This is a genomic window from Micromonospora sp. NBC_00362 (assembly GCF_026342155.1).
In the GTDB taxonomy this organism is placed as follows: domain Bacteria; phylum Actinomycetota; class Actinomycetes; order Mycobacteriales; family Micromonosporaceae; genus Micromonospora; species Micromonospora hortensis.
On the sequence record NZ_JAPENH010000001.1, the window covers coordinates 4,294,740 to 4,317,337 of the forward strand.

The 22,598-nt window shown below is 69.7% G+C and carries 20 protein-coding genes; 10 read left to right on the plus strand and 10 right to left on the minus strand.

Features of this window, described 5'->3' with window-relative positions:
- Positions 1–316: 316 nt before the first annotated feature.
- Positions 317–1,042, minus strand: coding sequence for a DUF4839 domain-containing protein (locus OG992_RS19735; RefSeq protein WP_266303992.1), 726 nt, complete (start codon positions 1,040–1,042; stop codon positions 317–319).
- A 186-nt stretch (positions 1,043–1,228) separates the two neighbouring features.
- Between OG992_RS19735 and OG992_RS19740 the strand changes: the two genes are divergently transcribed.
- The 4 genes from OG992_RS19740 to OG992_RS19755 all read left to right on the plus strand — a co-directional run bounded on the left by OG992_RS19740 (position 1,229) and on the right by OG992_RS19755 (position 7,000).
- Positions 1,229–2,131 (plus strand): SdrD B-like domain-containing protein, encoded by a 903-nt coding sequence (locus OG992_RS19740; RefSeq protein WP_266303993.1) that lies wholly within the window; start codon positions 1,229–1,231, stop codon positions 2,129–2,131.
- Positions 2,132–2,311: 180 nt separating this feature from the next.
- Positions 2,312–3,082, plus strand: a complete 771-nt coding sequence (locus OG992_RS19745) for an IclR family transcriptional regulator (RefSeq protein WP_238685354.1) — start codon at positions 2,312–2,314, stop codon at positions 3,080–3,082.
- Between the two features lie 454 nt (positions 3,083–3,536).
- Positions 3,537–4,967, plus strand: a complete 1,431-nt coding sequence (locus OG992_RS19750) for an extracellular solute-binding protein (protein WP_238685353.1) — start codon at positions 3,537–3,539, stop codon at positions 4,965–4,967.
- 125 nt (positions 4,968–5,092) lie between these two features.
- A complete protein-coding gene (locus OG992_RS19755) occupies positions 5,093–7,000 on the plus strand; it encodes an ABC transporter permease subunit (RefSeq protein ID WP_266303994.1) in 1,908 nt (635 codons plus the stop codon).
- Between the two features lie 86 nt (positions 7,001–7,086).
- On the opposite strand, the gene OG992_RS19760 is transcribed toward OG992_RS19755, so the two are convergent.
- The gene (locus OG992_RS19760; RefSeq protein WP_266303995.1) at positions 7,087–8,034 is read right to left on the minus strand and encodes a GNAT family N-acetyltransferase; all 948 of its coding nucleotides are present in this window, start codon (positions 8,032–8,034) and stop codon (positions 7,087–7,089) included.
- On the minus strand, positions 8,031–8,642 hold the full coding sequence (locus OG992_RS19765) for a dihydrofolate reductase family protein (RefSeq protein ID WP_266303996.1): 612 nt from the start codon (positions 8,640–8,642) through the stop codon (positions 8,031–8,033). Before OG992_RS19765 ends, OG992_RS19760 begins: the two co-directional genes overlap by 4 nt.
- Before the next feature lie 137 nt (positions 8,643–8,779).
- Here OG992_RS19765 and OG992_RS19770 point away from each other — a divergent pair, with 137 nt between their 5' ends.
- Positions 8,780–9,661 carry a LysR family transcriptional regulator gene (locus tag OG992_RS19770; protein WP_266303997.1) on the plus strand — a complete coding sequence of 294 codons (882 nt, stop codon included), beginning with the start codon at positions 8,780–8,782 and terminating at the stop codon, positions 9,659–9,661.
- Between the two features lie 9 nt (positions 9,662–9,670).
- Here the strand turns inward: OG992_RS19770 and OG992_RS19775 are convergent, their stop codons facing one another.
- Positions 9,671–10,315 carry a TetR/AcrR family transcriptional regulator gene (locus OG992_RS19775; protein ID WP_238685348.1) on the minus strand — a complete coding sequence of 215 codons (645 nt, stop codon included), beginning with the start codon at positions 10,313–10,315 and terminating at the stop codon, positions 9,671–9,673.
- A 56-nt stretch (positions 10,316–10,371) separates the two neighbouring features.
- Here OG992_RS19775 and OG992_RS19780 point away from each other — a divergent pair, with 56 nt between their 5' ends.
- The 3 genes from OG992_RS19780 to OG992_RS19790 are packed head-to-tail and all read left to right on the plus strand — an operon-like array spanning position 10,372 to position 11,947.
- Entirely contained in the window at positions 10,372–10,665 is a 294-nt protein-coding gene (locus OG992_RS19780; RefSeq protein ID WP_238685347.1) for a hypothetical protein, read from the plus strand.
- Positions 10,665–11,567 (plus strand): class I SAM-dependent methyltransferase, encoded by a 903-nt coding sequence (locus tag OG992_RS19785; protein WP_266303998.1) that lies wholly within the window; start codon positions 10,665–10,667, stop codon positions 11,565–11,567. The genes OG992_RS19780 and OG992_RS19785 overlap by 1 nt, the downstream gene beginning before the upstream one ends.
- Positions 11,564–11,947, plus strand: coding sequence for a hypothetical protein (locus OG992_RS19790; protein ID WP_238685345.1), 384 nt, complete (start codon positions 11,564–11,566; stop codon positions 11,945–11,947). Before OG992_RS19785 ends, OG992_RS19790 begins: the two co-directional genes overlap by 4 nt.
- A 39-nt stretch (positions 11,948–11,986) precedes the next feature.
- Here OG992_RS19790 and OG992_RS19795 read toward each other — a convergent pair whose 3' ends face one another.
- The 4 genes from OG992_RS19795 to OG992_RS19810 all read right to left on the minus strand — a co-directional run bounded on the left by OG992_RS19795 (position 11,987) and on the right by OG992_RS19810 (position 17,728).
- Positions 11,987–12,883, minus strand: a complete 897-nt coding sequence (locus OG992_RS19795; RefSeq protein ID WP_266303999.1) for a helix-turn-helix domain-containing GNAT family N-acetyltransferase — start codon at positions 12,881–12,883, stop codon at positions 11,987–11,989.
- A gap of 176 nt (positions 12,884–13,059) precedes the next feature.
- A complete protein-coding gene (locus OG992_RS19800) occupies positions 13,060–15,384 on the minus strand; it encodes a hypothetical protein (RefSeq protein WP_266304000.1) in 2,325 nt (774 codons plus the stop codon).
- Positions 15,385–15,702: 318 nt separating this feature from the next.
- Complete coding sequence (locus OG992_RS19805; RefSeq protein ID WP_266304001.1) at positions 15,703–16,863, minus strand: low temperature requirement protein A; 1,161 nt, start codon at positions 16,861–16,863, stop codon at positions 15,703–15,705.
- A 76-nt stretch (positions 16,864–16,939) separates the two neighbouring features.
- Positions 16,940–17,728: an SAM-dependent methyltransferase gene (locus tag OG992_RS19810; RefSeq protein WP_266304002.1), complete on the minus strand. Its 789-nt coding sequence runs from the start codon at positions 17,726–17,728 to the stop codon at positions 16,940–16,942.
- Between the two features lie 145 nt (positions 17,729–17,873).
- On the opposite strand from OG992_RS19810, the gene OG992_RS19815 reads away from it, so the two are divergent.
- The gene (locus OG992_RS19815; RefSeq protein WP_238685340.1) at positions 17,874–18,338 is read left to right on the plus strand and encodes a hypothetical protein; all 465 of its coding nucleotides are present in this window, start codon (positions 17,874–17,876) and stop codon (positions 18,336–18,338) included.
- A gap of 13 nt (positions 18,339–18,351) precedes the next feature.
- Here the strand turns inward: OG992_RS19815 and OG992_RS19820 are convergent, their stop codons facing one another.
- Positions 18,352–20,748 (minus strand): glycoside hydrolase family 65 protein, encoded by a 2,397-nt coding sequence (locus OG992_RS19820; protein ID WP_266304003.1) that lies wholly within the window; start codon positions 20,746–20,748, stop codon positions 18,352–18,354.
- A gap of 170 nt (positions 20,749–20,918) precedes the next feature.
- Here OG992_RS19820 and OG992_RS19825 point away from each other — a divergent pair, with 170 nt between their 5' ends.
- Complete coding sequence (locus OG992_RS19825; RefSeq protein ID WP_266304004.1) at positions 20,919–21,548, plus strand: phosphatase PAP2 family protein; 630 nt, start codon at positions 20,919–20,921, stop codon at positions 21,546–21,548.
- A gap of 150 nt (positions 21,549–21,698) precedes the next feature.
- Here OG992_RS19825 and OG992_RS19830 read toward each other — a convergent pair whose 3' ends face one another.
- A complete protein-coding gene (locus OG992_RS19830) occupies positions 21,699–22,376 on the minus strand; it encodes an A24 family peptidase (protein ID WP_238685426.1) in 678 nt (225 codons plus the stop codon).
- Positions 22,377–22,598: the final 222 nt, after the last annotated feature.

Genomic DNA, 22,598 nt, shown 5'->3' on the forward strand with positions numbered 1-22,598 from the left:
CGCCGTTTGGGCGCGCGTCCGTCGCTCCGACTCCGGCCACGCAACACGCCCGGCGGCTGGCGCGGAAGTGGTCAGCCCATGGGGCCGGCAGCCGGCCGGGCCGCGCGGTCACGAGCCCGCGGCATAGTGCAGCGCACGCCGGCTGCGTCGGCGAGCTGGTGGCGGGTAGCGGGGTTGCGGTTACTTCGCCTCCGGCGGGGCGCTCGGGCTCCAGGATGGTCGGGGGTCCGTCGGCGGGTCACGGCGCGGCCGTGACGTGTCCGCCTAGGTGATCACCGGGCAAGCCGGTCGGTGATGACGCCGCCGCCTATCTTGACTACCGGACTTCCGTCGAGACCGGGTCGAGGAAGAAGAGGCACTGGGCGGGTTTGAACTCGCCTACCTCGGCGACGAAGCGGAACTTGTCGCCTTCGCCGACGGTGGCCGGGATCTGCTTGCCGGTCAGTTTCAGGTCGAGGATGTTGACGTCCTCGTACTTGAAGGCCGGGCCGACTGCCGTGTTCGGGCCCTTGTCGCCTGGGCCCAGGAGGAAGTCGTAGCGGGTGTCGTAGTCACCGTGGGGCGCCATGTTCACGATCGAGCCGTTGAACGCGACCGTCTTGCCCTCGTGCCTGGTCGCGAAGGCCAGGTTCGCGTCGTCGCAACTGTCCGCCTTCAGCAGCGCGGCGAATTCCGGATTGTTCTGCGGCGTGATCACCTCAGTGGCAGCCGACTCGACAGCGGTCGGAGCCGGCGTAGCAGACGGTTTCTCACTCACAGCAGCCGTCGACTTGTCTGACTCGTCCTTCTTTTCGTCTCCGCCGCTGAGTGCAGAGGCGGCGCCGATGACGACGGCAAGGAACACGAGGACGGCGGCCGCCGCGCCGATCAGAAGCCACGGCTGCGGCTTCTTCGGCCGACGGAAGTCGACTGTGGAGCGAAGCGCGCCTGGGGTCTGTCGTACGAGCTCCCAGCCATCCTTCTGCATCTTCGAGATAACCCAGCCGTCGGTGCCGCGAACTGGCCGTACGGTCTTGTACTCGTACTTGATCTCGTCGGCCATGCGGCTACGCATCTCCTCAGTGGACTGCTCACACCAACTGCCTGGCGCAGCATAGGGGACAGGCACAACTGACACCGGCTCCGTGTAACGCCGGGCTGATCGACGACGCCGGACGAGTGGAGATCTTGATCTCCAATGCGGCCTTCACTCTCCTGGAAGGGCCGTCACCTGCGACGTGAGGAACCTATGCGCCCTCGTTCCCTTTCCCGCTCGATCCGACGTACCTTTTCCACCTCGCTGGCCACCCTCGCCCTCGTCGGGGGCACGGCGGCACTCGCTCCGGCCGACGCGGTGGCGGCCGGGCGACTCCAGCCCGATCTGGTCGTCGATCTGATGATGACCGACGTGCTGAATCCGGCGGAGGGCGAGACCTTCTCCGCCGAGATCGACATCCGGAACTACGGCACCGGAGCGTCGGACCCGATCAGCGTCACTGTCGCGGTGCCCGCCGGGCTCAGGACCACGACCCCGTCGGTCGTTGACCCTGCCTGGACCTGCACGGCAGTGAGCACGACGAGCTACACGTGCTCGTATCCGCAATTGGCGGCCGGTGGTCGGGCGAGCCGGCTGTTCGTGCCGTTCGTCGTGGCCGGCGCGACACCGGGCAGCAGGGTGCCCATCACCACGAGCATCACCCCGCAACGCCGCGAGGCGAACACCGACAACAACACCGCATCCGTCACGGTGGCGATCTCGGGCACGTGCGTCATCCGCGGCAGTGTGTGGCACGACCTTGACCGGGATGGGCAGCGCGAGGCGGATGAGCCTGCCATCGCCGGTGGCCCGGACGGCGTGTTGAAGGTGAGTCTGTCGAGTCCGCAGCGACAGGCGATTGGCGGTGGCTCGGCCACCGTCAACCCGGACGGAACCTGGTCGATCACCGCCCGCACCGAGCTGCTGTACGAGGTCCGGCTGGAGGCAGCCGCCACGTACGGCCGGACTGTCGCAGACGTGGGTGACGACGCCACGGACTCGGACATCGTGAGGTCGTACCAGTTCGAGCCGACCCTGCTCGTCGCCAGCGCCGAATTCCAGGCGGTGCATGGCGCAGAGTACGTGGTCGACGCCGGCCTGGTCAGCCAGAGCTGAGCCCCTCGCCGCCCGCCCGAGATGTTTCGGGCGGGCGGTGATCCGGACAGACAGCAGCGGCTCCGCCGGTGGGGGTGGTGATGACACCTGGCGCCGGAGGCTGACGTAGATATCCTCTTCAGGTGCTGGCCCGTGTGGAGATCGTTGACATGGGTCCGGCGCTGCGAAGGGACTATCGACATGCCCCGTGTGGTACCGGCGGTCAACCGTGCGCTCGACGTCCTCGAACTGTTCCTGGACTGCCCCCAGTTGTCGGCCCGTCAGGTGATGGAGCGGCTCGGCCTGCCCCGCACCACGGTCCATGAACTGCTCGTCACGCTTGAGGCTCGCTCGTACCTGATCTCCGTACCGGGGCAGCCGGTGCAGTATCGGCTCGGCATGCCGCTGTTCCAGCTCGGTGCGGCGTTCGCCGGCCGACTTGATCTGGTCCGCGAGGCGCAGTGTGTGGCGCGGGACGTGGCTGCCGCGTGCGACGAGGCGGTCCATGTGGCGGTGCTCGACGGCGCCGATGTCATCTACCTGGTGAAGTTCGACAGCACGCACCCCGTCCGGATGGTCTCCGCTGTCGGGCGGCGGCTGCCGGCGCACTGCACGGCTGTCGGCAAGGTTCTGCTGTCGGGCCTCGATCGGGCGGGCCTGGACGCCGTCCTGATGAAGAACGCCCTGCCGGGCATGACGCCGGACAGCATCACCGACCCGGCCCGGCTCCGCGAGCATCTTGATCGGGTCCGGGCGGAGAACGTCGCTGTGGACATCGGCGAGTCCGACACCGCCATGCGCTGCGTGGCTGCGGCGATCCGGGACCATTCCGGCACCACCATCGCCGCGATGAGCCTGTCCGCGCCGATCATCCGCTGGACGCCGGAGGCGCACGTGGAGTGGACCGGGCTGGTTCGCGAGGGCGCGGCGGCGCTGTCGGCTCGCATGGGTTACCGGGCCCAGCCTCGATAGCTGGCCGCCTCCCGTTTTCGGTTCGAAACCCCATCGAAACATTGACATTCTTCTTGACGCTGCTCTAGCGTCGCGACCACTCGATACGGTATCTCGAACTCAGTTCGAAATCTCGAACGGTGGTGGTCTCGTGGCCCGACCGAACTGCAACGTCAGCGCAGCTTTCTCGGCCCGGTCGCCGATCGCCTCAACCTCGTCGCGCTTCCCGGCGCGCGGCACGCGGAATCTCTCGCGCGGCGCGCTGGGCGGCCAAGACGACGCGTGCGTCAGCGGACAACCGACGGTGGGCGGCGGCAAAGGCAGGCCCGTCGCTACCCCGTCGACCGCAACAACGGGTACGCGAGCGCACTGATCGATGCGGGCGACGCGTGCGTGGTCGCCGTCATAGGGACACCTGGAGCACAGGCACGCCTTCGGCGTGCAATCACGCGGGAAACAGAGGAGGCGAACGTCCATGGAGGACAACTCGGGGTGGTCCCGGCGCGGCTTTCTGGGAATGGGAGTGGGGGTACTCGGCGCGGCCGGTCTGGCCGCGTGTGGGGACGGCTCCGAATCACCCACCAGGGTGCAGCCGGAGGTTCCGCAGGAGCTGATCGACGCCGCGGCGGCGATGAAGGGCTCCTCGATGGGCATGCTGTCGCAGAAGCTGTACTCGACGGCGGCGAACGAAGCCCTCGACAGCTCGATCAAGAAGTTCGCCGACAGCACCGGAACGAAGATCGAGAACAGTCTGGTCCAGGCCGACGCCGGTGACGTGGTGGCCAAGATCGACGCCGAGGTCAAGGGCGGGGTGGCCCGTGACCTGGCGTTCATGACCGACTCGCGGTTCGTCGCGCAGTTCCAGGCGCTGGGCGACCTGGAGGACGTGACTGACGTCGTCAAGGCGCTGACCGCCAAGTACGGCGAGCCCTGCGCCGAGGCCAAGAACTTCTGCGTCTTCGACGGCAAGTGGTTCGCCATCCCGTACCACTTCATCGGGATCGGGTCGTTCCTGCGCAAGGACTGGATGCAGGACAAGGGCATCTCTCCCAAGGACATCTACAGCTGGGAGGAACTGCGGGACCTGTGCCTGGAGATCTCCGATCCGACCAAGCGCCGGTTCGGCTGGGGCATGACGGTGAACCGGTCCGGTGACGGCAACGGAATGATCGAGGCGCTGATCAACGCCTACGGCGGGTCGATCGCCGCCAACGACGGCCGGAAGGTCACCTTCAACTCACCCGAGACGGTGCAGGCGGTGACCTTCCTCGGTGACATCTACACCAACCCCAAGTACAAGCCGATGTTGCCGCCGGGGATCGCGAGCTGGACCGACACCAGCAACAACGAGAACTGGCTCGCCGGGATCCTCGGCTACACCCGCAACCAGTTCAGCGTCTACGCGGACTCCAGGACCAAGAAGAACCCGGTGCACGCGAACACCCACGTGTTCTCCGACTGCATCGGGCCGGCGACCGACAATCCGCTGCTGCTCGGCCAGTCGCAGGGCTTCGTCGTCTTCAAGGGCGCCAAGAACCCGGCGCTCGCCAAGCTCCTGGCGCAGTACCTGGTCAGCGCGCCCGCGCTGCTCGGGGTGGCGAAGGAGGCACCCGGCCTGGTGATGCCCGCCTGGGAGAAGGTCTGGGACGCCGACCCGTTCTTCACCAGCGGCGACCCCGCGTTCCCCATGCTGCGCAAGATCACTGAACTGAAGCTGCCGCTGAACACGAAGAACGGCCTGGCCTTCCCGCAGAAGGCCAGCGCGGGCCAGCAGGCGGTGGGGTCTGCCTACGTCCTCACCGACATGATGCAGCAGGTCGTGCAGGGCACGGCGCCGGCGCAGGCCGTGACGGCCGCCCACGCCAAGATGGTGCAGATCTTCAACCAGCAGGGGCTGCGGCAGTGAGGTCGGTCCGTCCTGCGCGGGTCCCGACGGCGAGGAAATCCCCGCCGTCGGGGCCCGGCTCCCTCACCGCGGTCCAGCGGCGGCTGGGTCGTGACTGGCGACTCGCGGCACTGTTCCTGGCACCGATGGCCGTGCTGGTCGGCGGGCTCGTTCTCGTGCCGATCGCCCGTTCGATCGTCACCAGCACCACGGAACGGCACGGGCAGGACAGCGTCTTCGTCGGCCTGGACAACTACCTCGCGCTCGTCGGCGACGACCAGTTCCACACCGGCGTGGTGAACTCGTTCGTCTTCACCGCGTACGCCGAGGTTTTCAAGGTCGTGCTGGGGTTGGCCGCGGCCCTGCTGCTGCACCATCGCCGCCGTGGGCGGGCCGTGCTGGCCGGGCTGCTCCTGGTGCCCTGGGTGGTGCCGACGGTGGTGACGGCGTTCAGCTGGCGCGCGCTGCTCGACCCGATCTTCGGCAGCGTCAACACGCTGCTCACCGCGACCGGGATCGGGCCGCTGCTGGCCAGCGCGCACCTGGTCGACAGTTGGCCCGCCGGCTGGTTGTCCGACCCGTCGCTGGCTATGCCGTCGGTGATCCTCGTCAACGTCTGGAAGGGGGTGCCGTTCTTCACAGTGTGTTTCCTCGCGGGGTTGAAGGCCATCCCGGCAGACCTCTACGAGGCGGCAACCATCGACGGCGCCTCGGCGTGGCAGCGATTCAGAAGCGTGACGCTGCCCGGACTGCGCCATGTGATCACCGTGACGGTGACCCTGTCGTCGATCTGGACGTTCAACAACTTCGACCTGGTCTGGTTGCTGACGCAGGGCGGCCCCGGCGACGTGACAGCGCCGTACGTGCTCATCGCCTACTCGAAGGCCATCCTGCAGCTCCAGTACGGCGCGGGCGCGGCGGTCACGCTCGTCATGCTGCCGATCATCGGCGGGCTGGTGTTCGTCCTGGTCCGGTTGTTGCGCCAGGACACCAACATCAAACTGCCCCGGCGACGCCGGACAGCGCGGTGGACCGGGACACGGCGCTGGGCTCCGAAGGCACGGAAGGCGCTGCCGTGGGTCGTCGCCGCGCTGGTCACCGGTCTGCTGGCCTGGGCGTCACCGCAGATCTTCTGGAAGGCGGCGGTGGTCCTCGGTGTGATGCTGCTGATCGCGACGGGGGTCGGCCGGGTGGTCTCGACCCTCCAGTCCCGAGGTGGTCGCCGTTCGTCGTCGGCGGTGTCGGGCCTGGGTTCCTGGGCGGCGCTGGCCGGCTTGCTGTTCTTCGTGCTGGGCCCGCTGTACTGGATCGCCGTCACGGCCTTCAAGTCCGAGGGTCAGGTCGTCATGCGTACCGACGACCTGTGGCCGACCCCGTGGACCCTTGAGCAGTTCGGCGCCCTGTTCGACAACCAGCCGTTCGGCCGCTGGTATCTCAACACCCTGCTGGTGTCCGCGGCGTCGACGGCCGTGGCACTGGTCTGCGCAGCGCTGGCGGGCTACGCGCTGGCCCGACTGCGGTTCCGCGGGGCGCAGGGCTTCACCGTCACTGTGCTGCTCACCTACGTGATGCCGGGCGCGCTGCTGTTCATCCCGCTGTACCAGATGCTCATCGGCGCCCGGCTCACCGACTCGTTGTGGTCTCTGGTGGTGACGTACCCGACCTTCACGCTGCCGTTCGCCACCTGGCTGCTCGTGGGGTACTTCTCGTCGATCCCCATCGAGCTGGAGGAGGCCGCGTTGGTCGACGGCTGCAGCCGCATCCAGGCGTTCGGCAAGGTGGTGCTGCCGCTGGCCAAGCCAGGGCTGCTGGCGGTCGCGCTCTTCACCCTGACCAACGCCTGGAACGAGTTCCTCTTCGCCTTCGTGTTCATCACGAAGGACGAGTACAAGACGCTCCCGGTGGGGATGCAATCGATGATCGCCGGGGACGTCGTGCCGCAGGGACAACTCGCCGCGGCGTCGCTGCTGGTCAGCATCCCCGTGGTGATCATGTACGCCCTCGGGCAGCGCTTCCTGACCGAAGGGCTCACCGCGGGCGCGGTCAAGGGCTGAGTACGTGCTGTGAACCGGACGGGCCGCTGGTGCCGATCGCGCACCAGCGGCCCCGCACGAAAAGCTCCCCCGCGGCACTCCGCCGGTCAGCGCCAGGCCATGTTGATGGCCCGCTCGAAGTTGACGTAACCGGCGCGGGCGAAGGCCTGTGCCATGGGTACGTTGCCCAGGTCGGTGGCCGCGCGGATGCGCGGGACGTCCTCGGCGGCAAGGGCTCGGGTGCCTTCGGCGAGAAGGCCGTCGACGTACCCGTGGCCCCGGTGTTCGGGGACGACGCCGAGGTAGGCGATCACCGGGTGGTAGGCGTTGCGGGCCGGGACGACGAACCCGACGGGCTCGCCGCTCTCGCCCAACGTGCCGATGCGCCACCACTCGCGAGGGCTGGAGTACGTGGCGAGTTCCTGCTCGTAGTGCTTGAGCGCGGCCTCGTGCGGCGACATCTGCGCCAGGTCGGTACGGCTGTGCGCGTCCAGGGTCCCGTCCAGTGCGCGGGTCATCAGCGCGAGCAGTTCGTCGGTGTCCAGGGCCGGGCGGAAGGCCAGTCGCTGATCCGGCGTGGGCAGGCCGGCCGCGGGGCGCCACTCCAGGCGTAGGCGTTCGACAGTCAGGCGGGCGCCGGTGCTCTCGAGGACGCCCGTCCTGGTACGCACGGCCCGGTAGGTGTCCGGGTTCTCCCGCCAGTCCGCCGGGATGAATCGGCCGTATCCGGGAGGGACCGTGCCGGGTGCCAGGACCTGCTTCGCGGCGGTCTCGTACAACGCCTGTGCCACCTCGGTCAGATCCTCGGCGGTGTCGTCGACGTCGAGGATGTCCAGCAGCAGCGGAGCGGTGTCGTCGCCACGGCCCCACCAGGCGACCCTGGCCAGCAGTCGGTCGCCGCGCACTGCCACCCACATCCACTCCGGTCGGCGGCGCTTGTCGGCAAGGTCGTCGTCGAGCTCGTGATTGATCGTGTACGGCAGGCGGTTAAACAGGGCGATCTCGTCCGGCCCGGTGATGGGACGGATCGTGACGTCGTCCCGGGACATGGTCATGCGGACGTGTTTCCGGTCTGTGTGCGCGTGTAGGTGAGGAAGAGGGCGCCACTGTCCAGAGCGGTGTGGTCGGTCAGGCGCCAGGTGCGTGGTGCGAAGACGGCGTCGCGGCCGAAGAGCGGGATGCCGGCGCCAATTGTCAACGGGGCAAGCTTGATGATCAGCTGGTCGATCTCGGGGTAGAGGGCACCGGCCAGCGCGCCGCCGCCGATCACCCAGACGTCCTTGCCGTCGTGCCGCTTCAGCTCTCGTACCGTGGCAATCGGGTCCTGGCCGATGACCTCGACGGCCGGGTCCGGGCTGCTGCCCAGCGTGCGGGAGAACACCAGGTGGCGCAGGTGCGGGTACGCGTCGGTCACGCCGGCCTTCAGGCCCACCTCGTAGGAGTGGCGCCCTTCCAGCACTGTGTCGAACCGGCTGCCCTGGTCGGTGATGCCGAACGCCTGCCGGGCCGGACCGGGGAGGGTCTCCGGATATTCGCTGACGAGGTGGTGCAGGTAGTCGTCCGGGATGGGCCAGAAGCCGTCGGGGCCGGTGGGGTCGGCGCCGTCAGGACCGGCGATGAAGCCGTCCAGTGTGGCGGCGATGTAATACACGAGCTTGCGCACGACGATCTCCTCGTTCAGGCTGCCGGATGCTGTTCAGCGGCGACGTCCATCAGCCTGCCGGGCGAGGCACCGGGCTACAAGATCAGAACTGGTAACGTGCCATAACCCTTCGCTAATGCGTGGATCGGGAACAGTGCATGGAACTCCGCGACATCGAGATCTTTCTGACCCTGGCGGAGGAACTGCACTTCACCCGCACCGCCGAGCGGCTACATGTGACCCAGGCCCGGGTCAGCCAGGCGATCAAGAAGCAGGAACGTCGGATCGGCGCCGCGCTGTTCGAGCGGAACAACAGGCAGGTGACACTCACACCGATCGGCCAACGGCTCTTCGACGACATTCAGCCCATGTACCGAGGTCTGCACGAGGGCATGGACCGGGCCAGGCTCGCGGCTCGCGGCAAGACCGGGGTGCTGCGGGTCGGGTCGATCGCCGTCAACCTCCACGATTTCCGCGAGTTGTTCGACGGGTTCGCGAAGGACCACCCTGACTGCGAGGTGCAGCTGCGCCATGTCGACTTCGGCGATCCCTTCGGTCGGCTGCGCGCCGGCGACATCGACGTGCAGATCGTGTGGTTGCCCGTCAAGGAACCGGACCTCACCGTCGGCCCGGTGATCTACACCGAACCCATCGTGCTGGCCGTCGGGGTGACCCACCGGCTGGCCGGCCGGAAATCGGTCTCCTACGAGGACCTGGCGGACGAGACGGTCATGGGCGGGGCCCGGCCGGACTACTGGCGGGAGATCCTGGTGCCCGTACGCACACCCAGCGGACGGTTGATACCGATCGGCCCGTCGGTCTCCAACTTCCAGGAGATGATCCCGATCCTCGTCACCGGCGAAGCCGTCTCGCCGGTGCACGCCCAGGCCGCCCGCTACTACGCGCGGCCGGACATCGCCTACGTGCCCATCCACGACGCCCCGCCGGGTCGGTGGGGGCTGATCTGGCGTACCGGCAGCGAGACCGAGCTCATTCGATCCTTCGCCGGCATCGCGCAGGGTCTCCAGTCCGTCGAATAGCCCGCCGCGTTACCCGGCGCTGGCGATGATCGCGCCGCTGACGGTGTCCACATACCACCGCTGGTACTGCTCGATCGTCCATCCGCGTTGCCTGACGAACCAGTCGAAGTTGCGGACGTCCTGGGCCAACCAGAGGATGTCGGCCACCTGATCGACGCTCAGGTCGGGGCGTACGCCTCCGGTGCCGACGAGTTCGGCGGCGAACATGCCCATGCCGCGGCGGCGGTCGTCGACGTTCTTGCGCCAGATCTCGGCGACGTCTGGATCGGCAGTGGCCGCGCCGGCCAGCGCCAGCATCACCTGGGCCTGCCGGGCGTTGACCTCGGCCAGGTGACGGGCGTAGCGGACGAGCTTGGCCCGGGGGTCGGCGAGGGCGCGGATCTCGGCGACGAAGGGCCGGTCCGGCAGGGCCACCGGTTCGTCGTCGCCGGCCAGTGTGACGTCGACCAGTTGGGAGAGCAGTTGCCGCTTGCTGCCGAACACCGCGTACAGGGTCTGGACCGCGACGCCGGCTTCCACGGCGACAGCGGTCAGCGGTGTGGCCGCGTAGCCCGGGTCGACGAACAGCCGGCCAGCCGCTTCGAGGATCGTTCGCCGCGTCTGTCGGGCCTGCTCCTGTCGGCGCGAAGAGTCATAACGTCGCTTGACAACCACCTCCCAAGTGTAGTGCTCTATTGGATAGAGGCTCACTCTATCGAGAGGTGACGGTCATGCCGTTCGGTGTGTTGCAGGAGATGCCCGGCGTCAGCGAGGCGGAGTACCGGCAGGTGGAACGCCACCTCGGACCGGACCGACCGCCGGGTCTCCTCGCCCATGTCGCCGGGCCGACGGAGGACGGCTGGCGGATCATCAACATCTGGCAGGACGAGGCGGCATTCCGCCGGTTCCAGTCCGAACGGCTGGTCCGGGCTGCTGGCCTGGCGGCACAGGAGGATGGCTTCGACCCGACGAAGGCGGCTCACTTCCGCTCGGTGAGCGTCGACGGCGCCGAGATGCCGTTCTGATGGCCGACACCGCCAGCCTGCGGGCCCGCGGCGCCGCTTTTTGGGCGGGCGCGGCAGCTGGCTGGATTCGCCACGCCGATCGGCAGGACGAGACCGGTCGGCCGCTGGGAGCGGTGGCCATGGATCGACTGGCCGCACGACCCGCCGAACGAATCCTCGACGTGGGCTGCGGCTGCGGCGGCACCACAGCCGAGATCGCCGCCGCAGTCGGCGGGACCGGCGCGGCGATCGGTGTCGACATCGACGAGGCGATGGTGACCGCCGCGCGACGCCGGTTCCCCACCGACGGGTACCCGGGCCTCCAGTTCCACGTGGCCGACATCGAGACTCTCGATGTCGTGCCGGGTGCCCCGTTCGACGCGGCGTTCTCACGAATGACCCTGATGCTGTTGGCGGACCCGGTTGCCGGCTGCCGCACGATCCGGCGATCACTGCTCCCGGGAGGGCGCCTCGCCGCGACCGTCTTCCGCGACAGCGGCGTCAACCCGTGGCTATCCGCGGCGATGCTCGGCGCCGCACCGCATCTCGGACCGTTGCCACCGCTCCCGGTCGGTGACGAGCCCGGTCCGTTCGCGTTCGCCGACCCGGCACGGCTCGTCCGGATCCTCACCACCGCCGGCTTCACCGCCGTCACAGTCACACAGTGCGATGTCGCCCTGGAAACACCGGACGACGCCGACGCGGTGGCCGAATGGCTCATCGAGGTCGGCCCGGCCGGTGCCGCGTACCGGGCGGCTCCGCCGGCTGGTCAGGCTTCGGCCCGGGCGGGGTGCGCCCGGCTGCTCGGCCGGTTCCGTGAGCCTGGCGTCGGCTACCGGCTGCCCACCGGCCTCTGGCTCGTCACCGCGAACGCCGCCGAAACCCCTACCCACCACGAAGCCCGTGAGGACAACATCCAATGAGTACGTTCCGACCGCTCGCACCAGCCCTCTGCCTCATGTTCGCCCTGACGGCGTGCACCGAGGCCGACGCGCCCGAGCCCGCTGCGGCGCCAGACACGACACGGTCGACCAGCGCGGCCGGCTCCACTCCGGCCGACGGCTCTGCGGTGTCGGCGAAGGACGTGTGCGCCTACCTGGACGGCCAGGTGCCGACGCTCAAGGGGATCGGGTCCGAGACCGGCGCGATGGCCAATCTCACAGTGAACCTCTATTCCTGGTACGAGAAGCAGGGCCCCGTACCCAACGGCCGCGACATCGACGACCAGACCCGCAAGGAATGCCCGGCGACCCGGACCGAGGTGCTGAAACTCGCCGGCATGGAGAGCTTCGAGCGGCTGTAGCCGCCGCGAACGCGACGCCCGATCACCGGACGGTGGCCGTCACTGCCTGAGCCGCTTCTCGAACCAGTGGTGGGCGTAGCGCTCGGTGTTGTACGCCTCGATCTCCCGGTAACCGGTCGCCCGGTACAGGGCGATCGCCTCGGTGAGGTTGCGGTTGGTGTCCAGCCGGACCGCTGTCGCACCGCGCTCGGCGGCGTACCGTTCCAACTCGCCCAGCAGCCGCCGCCCGACACCGAGCCCGCGGACGGTGTCGGCCACCCACACGCGTTTGATCTCGGCGGGCGCGTCGCTGTGGAGTTTGACAGCGCCGCAGCCGATCGGTTCGCTGTTGAGGGTGGCGAGCAGGAGCACCCCGTTGGGCGGGACGAGCGCTTCGTCGTGGACCGGGTTGCTCAGTGCGGGGTCGAACCCGTCGTCGAATCGTCGCGCGATGTCGCGGGCGTAGGCCCGCAGACACGCGCGGGCTCGCGGGTCGCTCGGCGGGCATGGCTCGATGACGACCATCGAGCCGATGAGCAGCCGTTCGACCTCGGCCATGGCGGTGACGAGTCGTTCGCGGCGGTGTTCGGTGAGCGGTTCGAGGATCGAGGCGGCGAGATCGTCCGACCGCCGGTCGAGGTCGGCCCACTGGGTCCGGCCGGCGTCGGTGAGCGTGGCGACGCGGACCCGGCCGTCGCCGCCGGTCTGGTCGGCCGGTCCGACGGTGATGAGGCCGTCGTTCTCCAGGGTGCGCAGGAGTCGGCTGAGATGTCCGGAGTCCAGGCCGAGCCGGGCCCGCAACGCGGCCACCTCGGCACCGGCGGGGCCGATCTCCCAGAGCAGCCGGGCCTGCCCCAGCGGGCGCCCCTGGGCCATGTACTCGTCGTCGAGCGCACCCACCCGTTGGGTGACAGTCCGGTTGAACCGCCGCACGGCGGCGAGAAGAGCCGAGTCCATATGCCTGACTTTAGTCAGGCTTCTAGCCTACGCGCCAGCTCGGTGGCCGGGCCGGGGGCGTTGACCGGCGGGCGGCCCTTCACCCACCGACACGGCGATGGCGGGCAATCCCCTCCTCCACGCTTGGGAACCACCGCTGCGTGCCGCCGTAGGCCAGCGGCACGCAGCGGACCTGGTCAGTTGTCCCAGTCGACGATGAAGGTGTGCTCGTTCCAGCCCGACAGGGTGCCGTCGGCGCTCCGACTACGGATCTTCAGAGTGTGGTAGCCGGATTGGGTCGGGGTGTAGCTGAGAGAGATCTTCCCGTCCGCCCCGGCGGGGACCGTGGTCTCCGGTCCGCTCCGGAAATTCACCTGGAACTGGTAGACGTACTCGGTGACGTTCGGCATCTGCGGCTGAACGTCGAAGGTGCCCTCTACGCCGACACCGCCGCCGGTCCTCCACGCGGGGTAGACAGTGGAATTCACCTGCGGTGCGCTTGAGACGTAAAAGCTGGTTCCCGAACCGCCGGAGAGAGCGCCAGTGGCGTTGCGGGCCTGCACCCCGAGGTAGTAGCTGCCGTCCTCGGTCGGGGTCCAGGTGAGCCGACCGACTCCGTCCGGCCCGGCTTGCAGGACATGCTTCTCCTCATCCGGCGCCAGCGACCAGACGTACTCCGTCACACCTGGCATCCGGGAGGTGAAGGTGAAGGTCATCGCCTGCCCGGGCTTTCCCTGCTCGGGGCCGGTGATCTCCGGGCTCACCTCATCGGGTCGGGCGTACGGCTCCGCGACGGCCGACAAGACGCCGCCCGCAGTGCGGCTGCGTACCTTGAGTTCCAGTGGCCACATCGCCATCGAGGGCACCCAGGTGAAGCTCGCCGTTCCGTCGGCCGCCGCGGGCACTGTCGTCTTCTCCGGCTCGTCGTTGAACCAGTACTCGTACTCGATCACGTCGGGCATGCCCGGGCTCAGCGAGACGGTGCTGACCTTCCCCATCATCAGATCCCCGTCGAACTGCACAGTGGGTGCGGTGTCGACGGTGAAGGTGTAGGTACGCCACGCACTGAGCGCGCCACTCGCGTCGCGGGTACGCACCCGTAGCGTGTTCAGTCCACCCACGCTGGGCGTGATGGTCACCGTGGTCGGCCCGTCCGAGGCGACCTGAGCGGTCTGATTCGTTCCCTCGTTGACCTGGTAGATGAACCGGGTCGCGCCCTCCTGACTGCTGGTGAACCGGAACTCACCGGGCACCCCGATCCCGCCGGCGGGGCCCCAGGGCGTGTAGAGCCAGGACTCGACCGTGGGCCGGGTGTCCCGCACCCAGTAGTTGTAGTAATTGACGTCGGAGGTGTTACCGGCCCGGTCGACGCTCTGCACCGTCAGGTACTGCTGGCCCGCATCCTCCGGTCGCAGGGTGATCGTCGCCGTTCCACCCGGGCGGTCGGCCTTGACGTCGGTCTCCGGCCAGTGCCGGCCCCACCGGAAGGCGACCACATCGTCGTCGTTGGCGGTGAAGGTGAACTTCCCCGCGAGGCCGACGTCACCGGTCGGCTGGTCGGCGTTGGGATACTCCGGCGAGGTCACGGTGGGCGTGCTGGGTGCCGTGGTGTCGACGGTGAAGTAGCACGTCCGCGTCCATGGCGACGTGGCGTCACCGTCGTCGGCCTGGAGCTGCCAGGCGTAGGTCCGGCCCTGCTCGAAGCTCAGGTCGAGGTAGTAGGTGGAGAAGCTGACGTTGGGCCAGTGTGAGTAGGTCCGGCTGACCCGCTCCTGACGCTGGCTCTCATCGTCGACCGGCCAGACTGCCAGTCGTCCGAGCTTGTCCTCTTCCACGCCATCGGCGTCGTCCGGCAGCACGGCGTAGACGTCGGTGCTTGTCGCCGGTAACCAGAGGCCCGGCGCCGAGGTCGCGCAGGGGCGGCCACCCAGAGCGAGGTCGGTCGGCCGGGGCGGTGGCGTGTTGTGGTGCACGGTCAGGGTCGCACTGCTGGCGTACCGCCGGCCGTACCGCTCGTCGGTCTCCTTGTTACCCGCCACCCGAACGGCGAGGGTGAGCGTCTCCTGGTCGTTCTTCGCCGCCCAGGTGAGCGCCTTGCCGACGTCGAACTTCGCCTCCGCCACCGCGCAACCCGACTCGGGCACGCCAGCGCTCGCCACCCGGAACTTCTGGGCCGGCTGATAGTCCCACCGCGAGTCCTCGCTGTAGGGGTCCGTGACCCACACCTCGACCGCACGGTGTCCGCAGTCGTTCGCGTGCGTTTCGTTGGCCGCGAGAGTGGCGCTGATGATCTGCTTCCCTCGAAGGGCGGCGACGTCGAAGGTGAAGTAGGAGCGGGTCACGTGCTTCCCGCTCGGATCGACGGTGGCGCCGACCGGTAGGTCACCGGACGGGTTCGGGAAGGTCTGGTCCGGGGTGGCGCGGTCGACGTAGCCGCGCAACTGTGGCTCGATGGTTGCCGTCGGTTGGTACGTGTTCTCCTCGGCGGCCTGGGCTGCGCCGGCCGGGACCGACAACCCCACAGACAGGCTGCCGACAATCGCCACGCTGAGCGCGGCCCGCGTGACCCGGGCCCCGCTCAGGCTTCTCGGGCCCGACGTCCGGAGCCACCGGCGTCGGTGATGGTGGGTCAAGGCTCCTCCTCGTTGTCGCCCTGCACTAAGGCGGCGGCAAAATCATGGCAGGAGACCCCCTGTTCGCGTCTGCTCACATTCGGCGGTGGAATCGCGCTTTACGGGCGTGAGCAGCACCTGGGGCAGCACGGATGGCGAAACAAGAGATGAAGCGGTGAGCTGAATCAGGCCATCCGGTGGATGGGTGGTCGGAGCTGATTTCGGTCGTCAGCGGGTTCGCTCGTGGCGGTAGGACCGGATGCCGGCGTGATCCAGGACCACCACCACGAGCACCACCCCGGTGGCGACCGCGCTGACCGCCACCAGCGGCAGCCGCACGACGGCTGCCGCACCCGCCAGCACGACCAGGGCGGCGACCCGGGGCCAGGAGAGTCGCCGGTGGATCGCCGCCGAGAACAGAATCCGCCCGACGAGAAACAGCAACGGGCCGCTCAGGATGACCACGACCGCGACGGTGTCACCGGTGCGCAGAGGGTGGGCGATGCTCAGCTCGGCGCCGACGGCGGTGACCACCAACCCGGCGATCATCACGAGGTGCAGGTATCCGGTGGTGACACCGAGTCGGGACGGGTCGGCGTGCTCGATGGCCGGGCCGAGGCGCTGACCGGCAGGCGTGACGTAGAGCAGACCGATCAGCACCGCGGCGGCGAAGACCAGCAGGAACGCGGCGGTCTGCGGGAGGGCGAGGTCGCTGTCGGCGTACGACAGGCCGGCCACCAGGACGAGCTCACCGAGCGCGATGATCATGATTTGTTGGTACCGCTCGGCGAAGTGCTCAGCGGCGAGATGCAACTCCTGCGGACCGGTCCGACCCATCAGTGGAGTGGGCCAGCCGAGGCGCGGGCCGGTGAGATCGATGGCGAGGGCGAGCAGCCAGAGCGGCACCCGCCACTCCGGCAGAAACCCACCGACCAACCACGGTACGGCCGACACGCTGAACCAGCAGAGGATGCGCAGCGCCCGGCTCTGCCTCGGGTGGCCGCGTAGCGCCAGGGCGGTGACCACGCCCCGGGCGATGTGCACCGAGACGTACGCGCCGGCGAAGAGCAGGCCCCGCCCGTCGAACGCCTGCGGGATCGCCGCCCCGGTCAGCAGACTGCCCAGCGCGGCACCGACCAGCAGCCACCGGACGGCAGGGCTTTCCGGGTCGTACCAGTCGGCGAACCAGGTGGTGGTCACCCAGATCCACCAGACGCCGGTCAACAGCACTGCGGTGTGCAGCGCGCCGACCACGCTGAGGTCGTGCAACAGGTGGGCGGCCAGCTGACTGAGGGCGAGCACGAACGCCAAGTCGAAGAACAACTCCAGGAACGAGGCGCTCAGCGGCGAGTCACTTCCCCGCAGCAGCCGTTCGGGTCTGCTCGCCATCGGCGCTTCCTCCTCCGGTGGCACGCGCTGCGTCCGTCGTACCACCCGAAGCCCGCCGCTGACGGCGAAAGCGCTGTCAGCGGCGGACGGCGACCCCCGCGTACCCGTGGGCGTCCACGGTCTCCGGCTCGCCGTCCGGTCGCCACCGGGTGGTGGCGACCAGGCCGGGTTCCACCAGGTCGTACCCGGCGAAGAAGCGTGCCGTCTCGGCGCGCGTCCGGGGCACCAGCGGTGCGCTGCTGTTGCGGTAGACGGCCTGGCCGCGCTCGGCCAGTTCCGGCGAGATGCCGTCCAACGTCAGGTGGGACAGCACCAGGTGACTGCCGGGCACTGTGGCGTCGCGTAGCCGGGCGATCGCCGCCCACGGGTCGTCCTGGTCCGGCACGAAGTGCAGCACCGCGAGGAGCAGCACCGCCACCGGTTGGTCCAGGTCGAGGGTGGCCCGCACGTCCGGGTGGGCCAGCAGCTCGTCCGGCCGCCGCAGGTCGCCCTGAACGACAGCGGTGGCGGGTACACCCGTCAGCAACTGCCGGGCGTACCCGACGGCCACCTCGTCGTAGTCGACGTAGACCACCCGCGCGTCGGGCGCCACGGCCCGCACCACCTCGTGCACGGCATCCTGGGTGGGCAGCCCGGCGCCAATGTCCAGGAACTGGCGTACGCCCTGCTCGGCGGCGTACCGGACGGCTCGGCGCAGGAAGTGCCGGTTCGTCTGAGCGGCGACCCCGGTCTCCGGGAAGATCTCCAGCACCCGGTCGGCGGCCGCCCGGTCGGCCGGGAAGTTGTGGCTGCCCCCGAGGAAGTAGTCGTACATCCGGGCGACGTTGGGTCTGGTGGTGACGTCAGGTGCCGGCTGATCGGTCATGCGGGATCCCTTCGGCGGCGAGCGCGGAAATCGATGTCTAGCACCCGCGGCGACGACCCGCTGACCCCTCGTGTCGTTGATCCGGCTGCGCCCATGGTCACCGCTGACCACGGTGGGGGCACCGACTCAACGAGGAGGGACGCCGATGACCGCTCAGCGCGAGACAGTGCAGGTCGACAACGACCTGTTCCGCGCCGTGTACGACTCGCCCGCATCACTGCCCGGCCGACACCGCTGGACCACCCCCGAGTCGGACGTCCGGCGGCTGGAGAAACTGCTCGGCATGCCGGCGCGCAGCATCGGCGCCCCGCTCTGGGTCAGCGGCGACGAACCCGACTGCCCGAAGTGCCGCCGCCGGGTCACCTGGTACGACATCGTCTCGTCGGCGCTCTCCGGCCTGCACGACAAGGCCATGATCGCCACGGTCATCCTGGGCGAGCGCAAGTACGTCAACACCGAGATCCCGGATGCCATCGCCGGGGTGCGCTGCTCCGACTGTCACACGGCTATCGACGGTCTGCGCAGCTTCAAGTGCCACAACTGGGCGTACGCCTTCGAGGCGCTGGAGGCCGTCCGCGAGCGGATGGCCGGCGGTCCCGCGTCGATCTGAGGCGGCAGCGGGCTCAGTCGGCCGAGCGGCGGGTGGGGCGGCGGCCGGGCGGGGAGGGCGGCTCCGGGCCGGGGTCGGGCACCGGTGGCATCTGCCGGGTGACCGGCTCGGCACCGGTGACCCGCAACGACTCGCCGTGGTGCCACAGCTCGACCTCGGCATCCGCGGCGGCGTCGGGCAGCTCGTAGCGGGCCTCGGCGGGAGTCAACGTGACCCGCAGCCGGTGGCCGCGCCAGCGCAGGCTGAACGCCAGCCGGTCGATCCGGCGCGGCAGCCGGGGGTCGAAGGAGAGCACCCTCCGATCGTCGCGCAGCCCACCGAAGCCCTGCACCAGCGCCAGCCACGCGCCGGCCAGCGAGGCCAGGTGCAGCCCGTCGGCGGTCTTGTCACCCAGGTCGGCCAGGTCCTGCAGGACAGACTCGGCGAACAGGTCGTACGCCAGATCCAGGTGCCCGGCCTCGGCGGCCAGCACGGCCTGCGGTGCCGCCGACAGCGACGAGTCGCGGACCGTGCGGGCCTGGTAGTAGGCCAGGTTGCGGGCCTTCTCGTCGGCGGTGAACTCACCGGGGCAGAGCTGCATGGCCAGCACCAGATCGGCCTGCTTCACCACCTGCTTGCGGTACAGCTCCAGGTACGGGAAGTGCAGCAGCAGGGGGTAGTCGTCGTCGCCGGTGTTCGCGAAGTCCCACTCGGGCTGGTCGGTGAAGCCGGCGGCCTGCTGGTGCACCCCACGCTCGCTGTCGTACGGGACGGCCATTGCGTCGGCGGCGGCCCGCCAGCCGGCCACCTCGTCACGGCCCACGCCGAGCCGGCCGGCCAGCTCGGGATGCGCCTCGGCGGCGTCCGCCGCGCCGCGCAGATTGCGCTTCGCCATCAGGTTGGTGAACACGTTGTCGTCGACCAGTGCCGCGTACTCGTCCGGGCCGGTAACCCCGTGCAGGTGGAAGTCGCCCTCGTCCGACCAGTGGCCGAAGCCGTGCCAGAGCCGGGCGGTTTCCACCAGCAGTTCCAGCCCCGCCTCCGCCAGGAACCGCTTGTCGTCGGTGGCCGCCAGGTAGCGCAGCACCGCGTCGGCGATGTCGGCGTTGACGTGCAGCGCGGCGGTGCCCGCCGGCCAGTAGCCGGAGCTTTCCCGGCCGCCGATGGTGCGCCACGGGAAGGTCGCGCCGGTCAACCGCAGCTCGGCGGCCCGCTCCCGCGCCTCGGGCAGGTGGGCGTGCCGCCACCTCAACGCCGAGCGGGCCACCGTCGGAGCCAGGTAGGTCAGCACCGGCAGGACGTAACTCTCGGTGTCCCAGAGGACGTGCCCGTCGTAGCCGTTGCCGGTCAACCCCTTGGCCGAGATGGTCCGGTCGGAGTCCGGGCGACCGGCCTGGATCAGGTGGAACATCGCGAACCGAACGGCCTGCTGAAGCTCCGGATCGCCGTCGAGCTGCACGTCGGCGACCTGCCACGCCGCGTCCAGGGCGGCGCGCTGGTCGGTGAGCAGGGCGGCGAAGCCGTCCGCGCGCGCCGCGTCCGCCTCGGCGGCGACCAGGGCGGCCAACTCGTCGGCGGGCGTCGCGTCGAGCGCCGCCCACTCGTAGGCGGCGAACTTCGTCAGCCGCAACCGCTCCCCCGGGTGCAGGCGACCCGTCACTGTCAGTCGTACCCGGTCCGGGGTGCAGTCACCGCTGGTCGTCACAGTGCCTGGGCACTCCAGCAGGTGACTGACAGCGACCGCGACGCGCTGGCCGCTGCGCTCGGTGCGGTGCACCAGCACGCCGTCGAGGCCTGTCGCACGGTGCGTCTCGGCGGTCAGCGGGTCGGTGGGCACCGAGGCGGCCCGAGGGTCGTCCGAACGCTCCGGCACCTTCTCGTTGGCCAGCAGATCCGAACAGACCCGCAGCTCGACGGCGGTGTCCAACGGCTCGACCTCGTACTGGACGGCGGCCACCGGGCGACGCGGCAGGGACACCAGCCGGGTGCTGCGGATGCGTACGCCCCGCCCGGCCGGCGAGATCCACTCGGTCTCCCGGCGCAGCACGCCGGTACGCAGGTCGAGCACCCGTTCGTGGCTGCGCAGCATCCCGGTCCGGAGGTCCAACGGCTCGTCGTCGACCCAGAGTCGGATCAGCGCGGCGTTCGGTGCGCTGATGACGGTGTCACTGGCTTGCGGGAACCCGTACCCCTCCTCGGGATAGCTCAGCTCGCGCCGCTCGTGGAAGCCACTGACGTAACTGCCCGGCATCCCGCACGGGGCACCCTCGTCGAGCACCCCGCGCCAGCCGATCCACCCGTTGCCCAACGCGAAAATCGACTCGGTTTCGCCGAGCCGGTCCACGTCGGCCTCCGTACGCCGGATCCGCCAGGTCTCGTCGTCCGCCGCAGCGGTGGGCTGCTGTTGATCGGTGGCCGAACCGGTCTGCACGAGGCCTCCTGTCGATGTCGACGTCCTGCAACAGCCAACCAGAGCCGGCTGTGCGAATCCTGGACGAAGGTCTGAGGGACCACCCGACCTTCGACAGCAGCGATGCCCTCTGGCGCGTTCCTAGGGTGTGCCCAAGGTGAACAGGGTATGAACGTGAAGTGAGGTGATGCATGGTCGACAACGGCAGCATGGACGTTCCGGAGATCAGCGCTGAGTGGTACGACGACGTCGTCGACGCCGCCGCCGGCAGCCCAGAGCCGGTGCAGTGGTTCGTCGGACACGCCACCGAGGGGGTGATCCTGCTACTCGGCGCGCTGCTGGTGATGGCCGCGCTGAGCCGCCGGTCCGGCGGCCCGCACGATCGGGCACTCGCCCTGATCGCGCCGGTGCCGGCCCTCCTGGCGTACGTGGGCAGCGAGTTCTTCAAGACGGTGGTGGACCAGGATCGGCCCTGCCGGACGATCGGTCGGGAGATCATCGCGGGTGCCTGCCCACCGCCGGGCGACTGGTCGTTCCCCAGCAACCACGCCACCATCGCCGGCGCGCTGGCGGTCACCACGTTGCTGCTCTCCCGCCGACTCGGCCTGATCGCGCTGCCTCTGGCCGCACTCGGCGCCTTCTCCCGGGTCTTCGTGGGCGTGCACTACCCGCACGACGTGATCGCTGGTGTGCTGTTCGGCGCCCTGGTCGCCGTGGTGGTCACCCCGTTGCTGGCCCGCCCGACCAGCGAGGTGCTCCGCCGCCGGGCCAACCGCCCCGACAGCCCGGTCGCCAAACTGGCCAGCCGCTCCCGCCCCTAGCGGCAGCGCGACCTGGAGTGAGAGAGCGTGCCCCCTCGCCACGCCGATCTTGCACTTTCGGTTGTCGATATGAGCGGGACGCCCCTTATGCCGGGACAGGAAGTGCAAGATCGCGGGGGCGGGGCGGGGCGGGGCGGGGGCGGGGCGGGGTCAGGTCGCTAGTAGGAGGGCGGCCGTTGTGCCGAGCAGCAGGAACGGGCCGAAGGGCAGGTGGGTGCTCCAGTTGACGCGGCGGGTGGCGAGCAGGGCCACACTCACCAGGGCGGAGAGCCCGAAGGTGAGCATCAGCCCGAACAGCAGCACCGGCCAGCCGTACCAGCCGAGCAGCGCGCCGACGCTGAGCGCCAGCTTGGCGTCGCCCAGCCCGAAGCCGCGGCGGCCGAGCAGCAGGGCGGTACTGGCGAAGAAGAGCGCCAGCCCTGCGCCGCCGATGACGGCTCGCAGCCAGTGGCCCGGGTCGGCGTCGAGCGCGGCCACGCCGAGCAGCAGCCAGGTCCCGGCCGCCGCGGGCAGTGTGAGCCGGTCCGGCAACCGGTGCACGGCCAGGTCGACGAGGATCGCCGGGATGGTCCAGCCGAGCCACCAGATCAGCGCCGGCAGCGCCCCGCCCGGCGGACCGGCGAACGCCAGCAGCACCGCCGCCGCGAGCACGGCCAGCTCGACGGTGGCCGGCGGTGGGCCGACCCGGGCGCGGCACTGACCGCACCGGGCCGCCGGGCCCAGCGCCGGCCAGGAGCGGGTCAGGCCCACCGGCGCGCCGCAGGCGTCGCAGCCGGTCCGGCTGGGCAGACCCGGGGGTACGGCGTAGCGCAGCGCGGCCAGCCGCATCAGCGGACTGATCGCGAGGATCGCGAATACCGTCGGAACGCGGCTGCGTGCCACCGCCGAGGCGAGGCCCGCCGGTCGTTGGCTCGGCGAACCGGGCGTTGCCTGGCTTGGGGGTTCCGTCGTAGCACCGGACGGCGGGGGTGCCGGGCTCCGATCGGGTGGGTCCTCCCGACCGGGGATGGCCGCCGGGGGGCCGGTCAGCGCCATGTCGCCTCCATTGCG

What these genes read in the sequence shown, in the direction of transcription:
- OG992_RS19735 (WP_266303992.1), bottom strand. Translation starts at nt 1,042, where the DNA reads ATGGCCGACGAGATCAAGTACGAGTACAAGACCGTACGGCCAGTTCGC.
- OG992_RS19740 (WP_266303993.1), top strand. Translation starts at nt 1,229, where the DNA reads ATGCGCCCTCGTTCCCTTTCCCGCTCGATCCGACGTACCTTTTCCACC.
- OG992_RS19745 (WP_238685354.1), top strand. Translation starts at nt 2,312, where the DNA reads ATGCCCCGTGTGGTACCGGCGGTCAACCGTGCGCTCGACGTCCTCGAA.
- OG992_RS19750 (WP_238685353.1), top strand. Translation starts at nt 3,537, where the DNA reads ATGGAGGACAACTCGGGGTGGTCCCGGCGCGGCTTTCTGGGAATGGGA.
- OG992_RS19755 (WP_266303994.1), top strand. Translation starts at nt 5,093, where the DNA reads ATGGCCGTGCTGGTCGGCGGGCTCGTTCTCGTGCCGATCGCCCGTTCG.
- OG992_RS19760 (WP_266303995.1), bottom strand. Translation starts at nt 8,034, where the DNA reads ATGACCATGTCCCGGGACGACGTCACGATCCGTCCCATCACCGGGCCG.
- OG992_RS19770 (WP_266303997.1), top strand. Translation starts at nt 8,780, where the DNA reads ATGGAACTCCGCGACATCGAGATCTTTCTGACCCTGGCGGAGGAACTG.
- OG992_RS19780 (WP_238685347.1), top strand. Translation starts at nt 10,372, where the DNA reads ATGCCGTTCGGTGTGTTGCAGGAGATGCCCGGCGTCAGCGAGGCGGAG.
- OG992_RS19785 (WP_266303998.1), top strand. Translation starts at nt 10,665, where the DNA reads ATGGCCGACACCGCCAGCCTGCGGGCCCGCGGCGCCGCTTTTTGGGCG.
- OG992_RS19790 (WP_238685345.1), top strand. Translation starts at nt 11,564, where the DNA reads ATGAGTACGTTCCGACCGCTCGCACCAGCCCTCTGCCTCATGTTCGCC.
- OG992_RS19795 (WP_266303999.1), bottom strand. Translation starts at nt 12,883, where the DNA reads ATGGACTCGGCTCTTCTCGCCGCCGTGCGGCGGTTCAACCGGACTGTC.
- OG992_RS19805 (WP_266304001.1), bottom strand. Translation starts at nt 16,863, where the DNA reads ATGGCGAGCAGACCCGAACGGCTGCTGCGGGGAAGTGACTCGCCGCTG.
- OG992_RS19810 (WP_266304002.1), bottom strand. Translation starts at nt 17,728, where the DNA reads ATGACCGATCAGCCGGCACCTGACGTCACCACCAGACCCAACGTCGCC.
- OG992_RS19815 (WP_238685340.1), top strand. Translation starts at nt 17,874, where the DNA reads ATGACCGCTCAGCGCGAGACAGTGCAGGTCGACAACGACCTGTTCCGC.
- OG992_RS19825 (WP_266304004.1), top strand. Translation starts at nt 20,919, where the DNA reads ATGGTCGACAACGGCAGCATGGACGTTCCGGAGATCAGCGCTGAGTGG.
- OG992_RS19830 (WP_238685426.1), bottom strand. Translation starts at nt 22,376, where the DNA reads ATGCGGCTGGCCGCGCTGCGCTACGCCGTACCCCCGGGTCTGCCCAGC.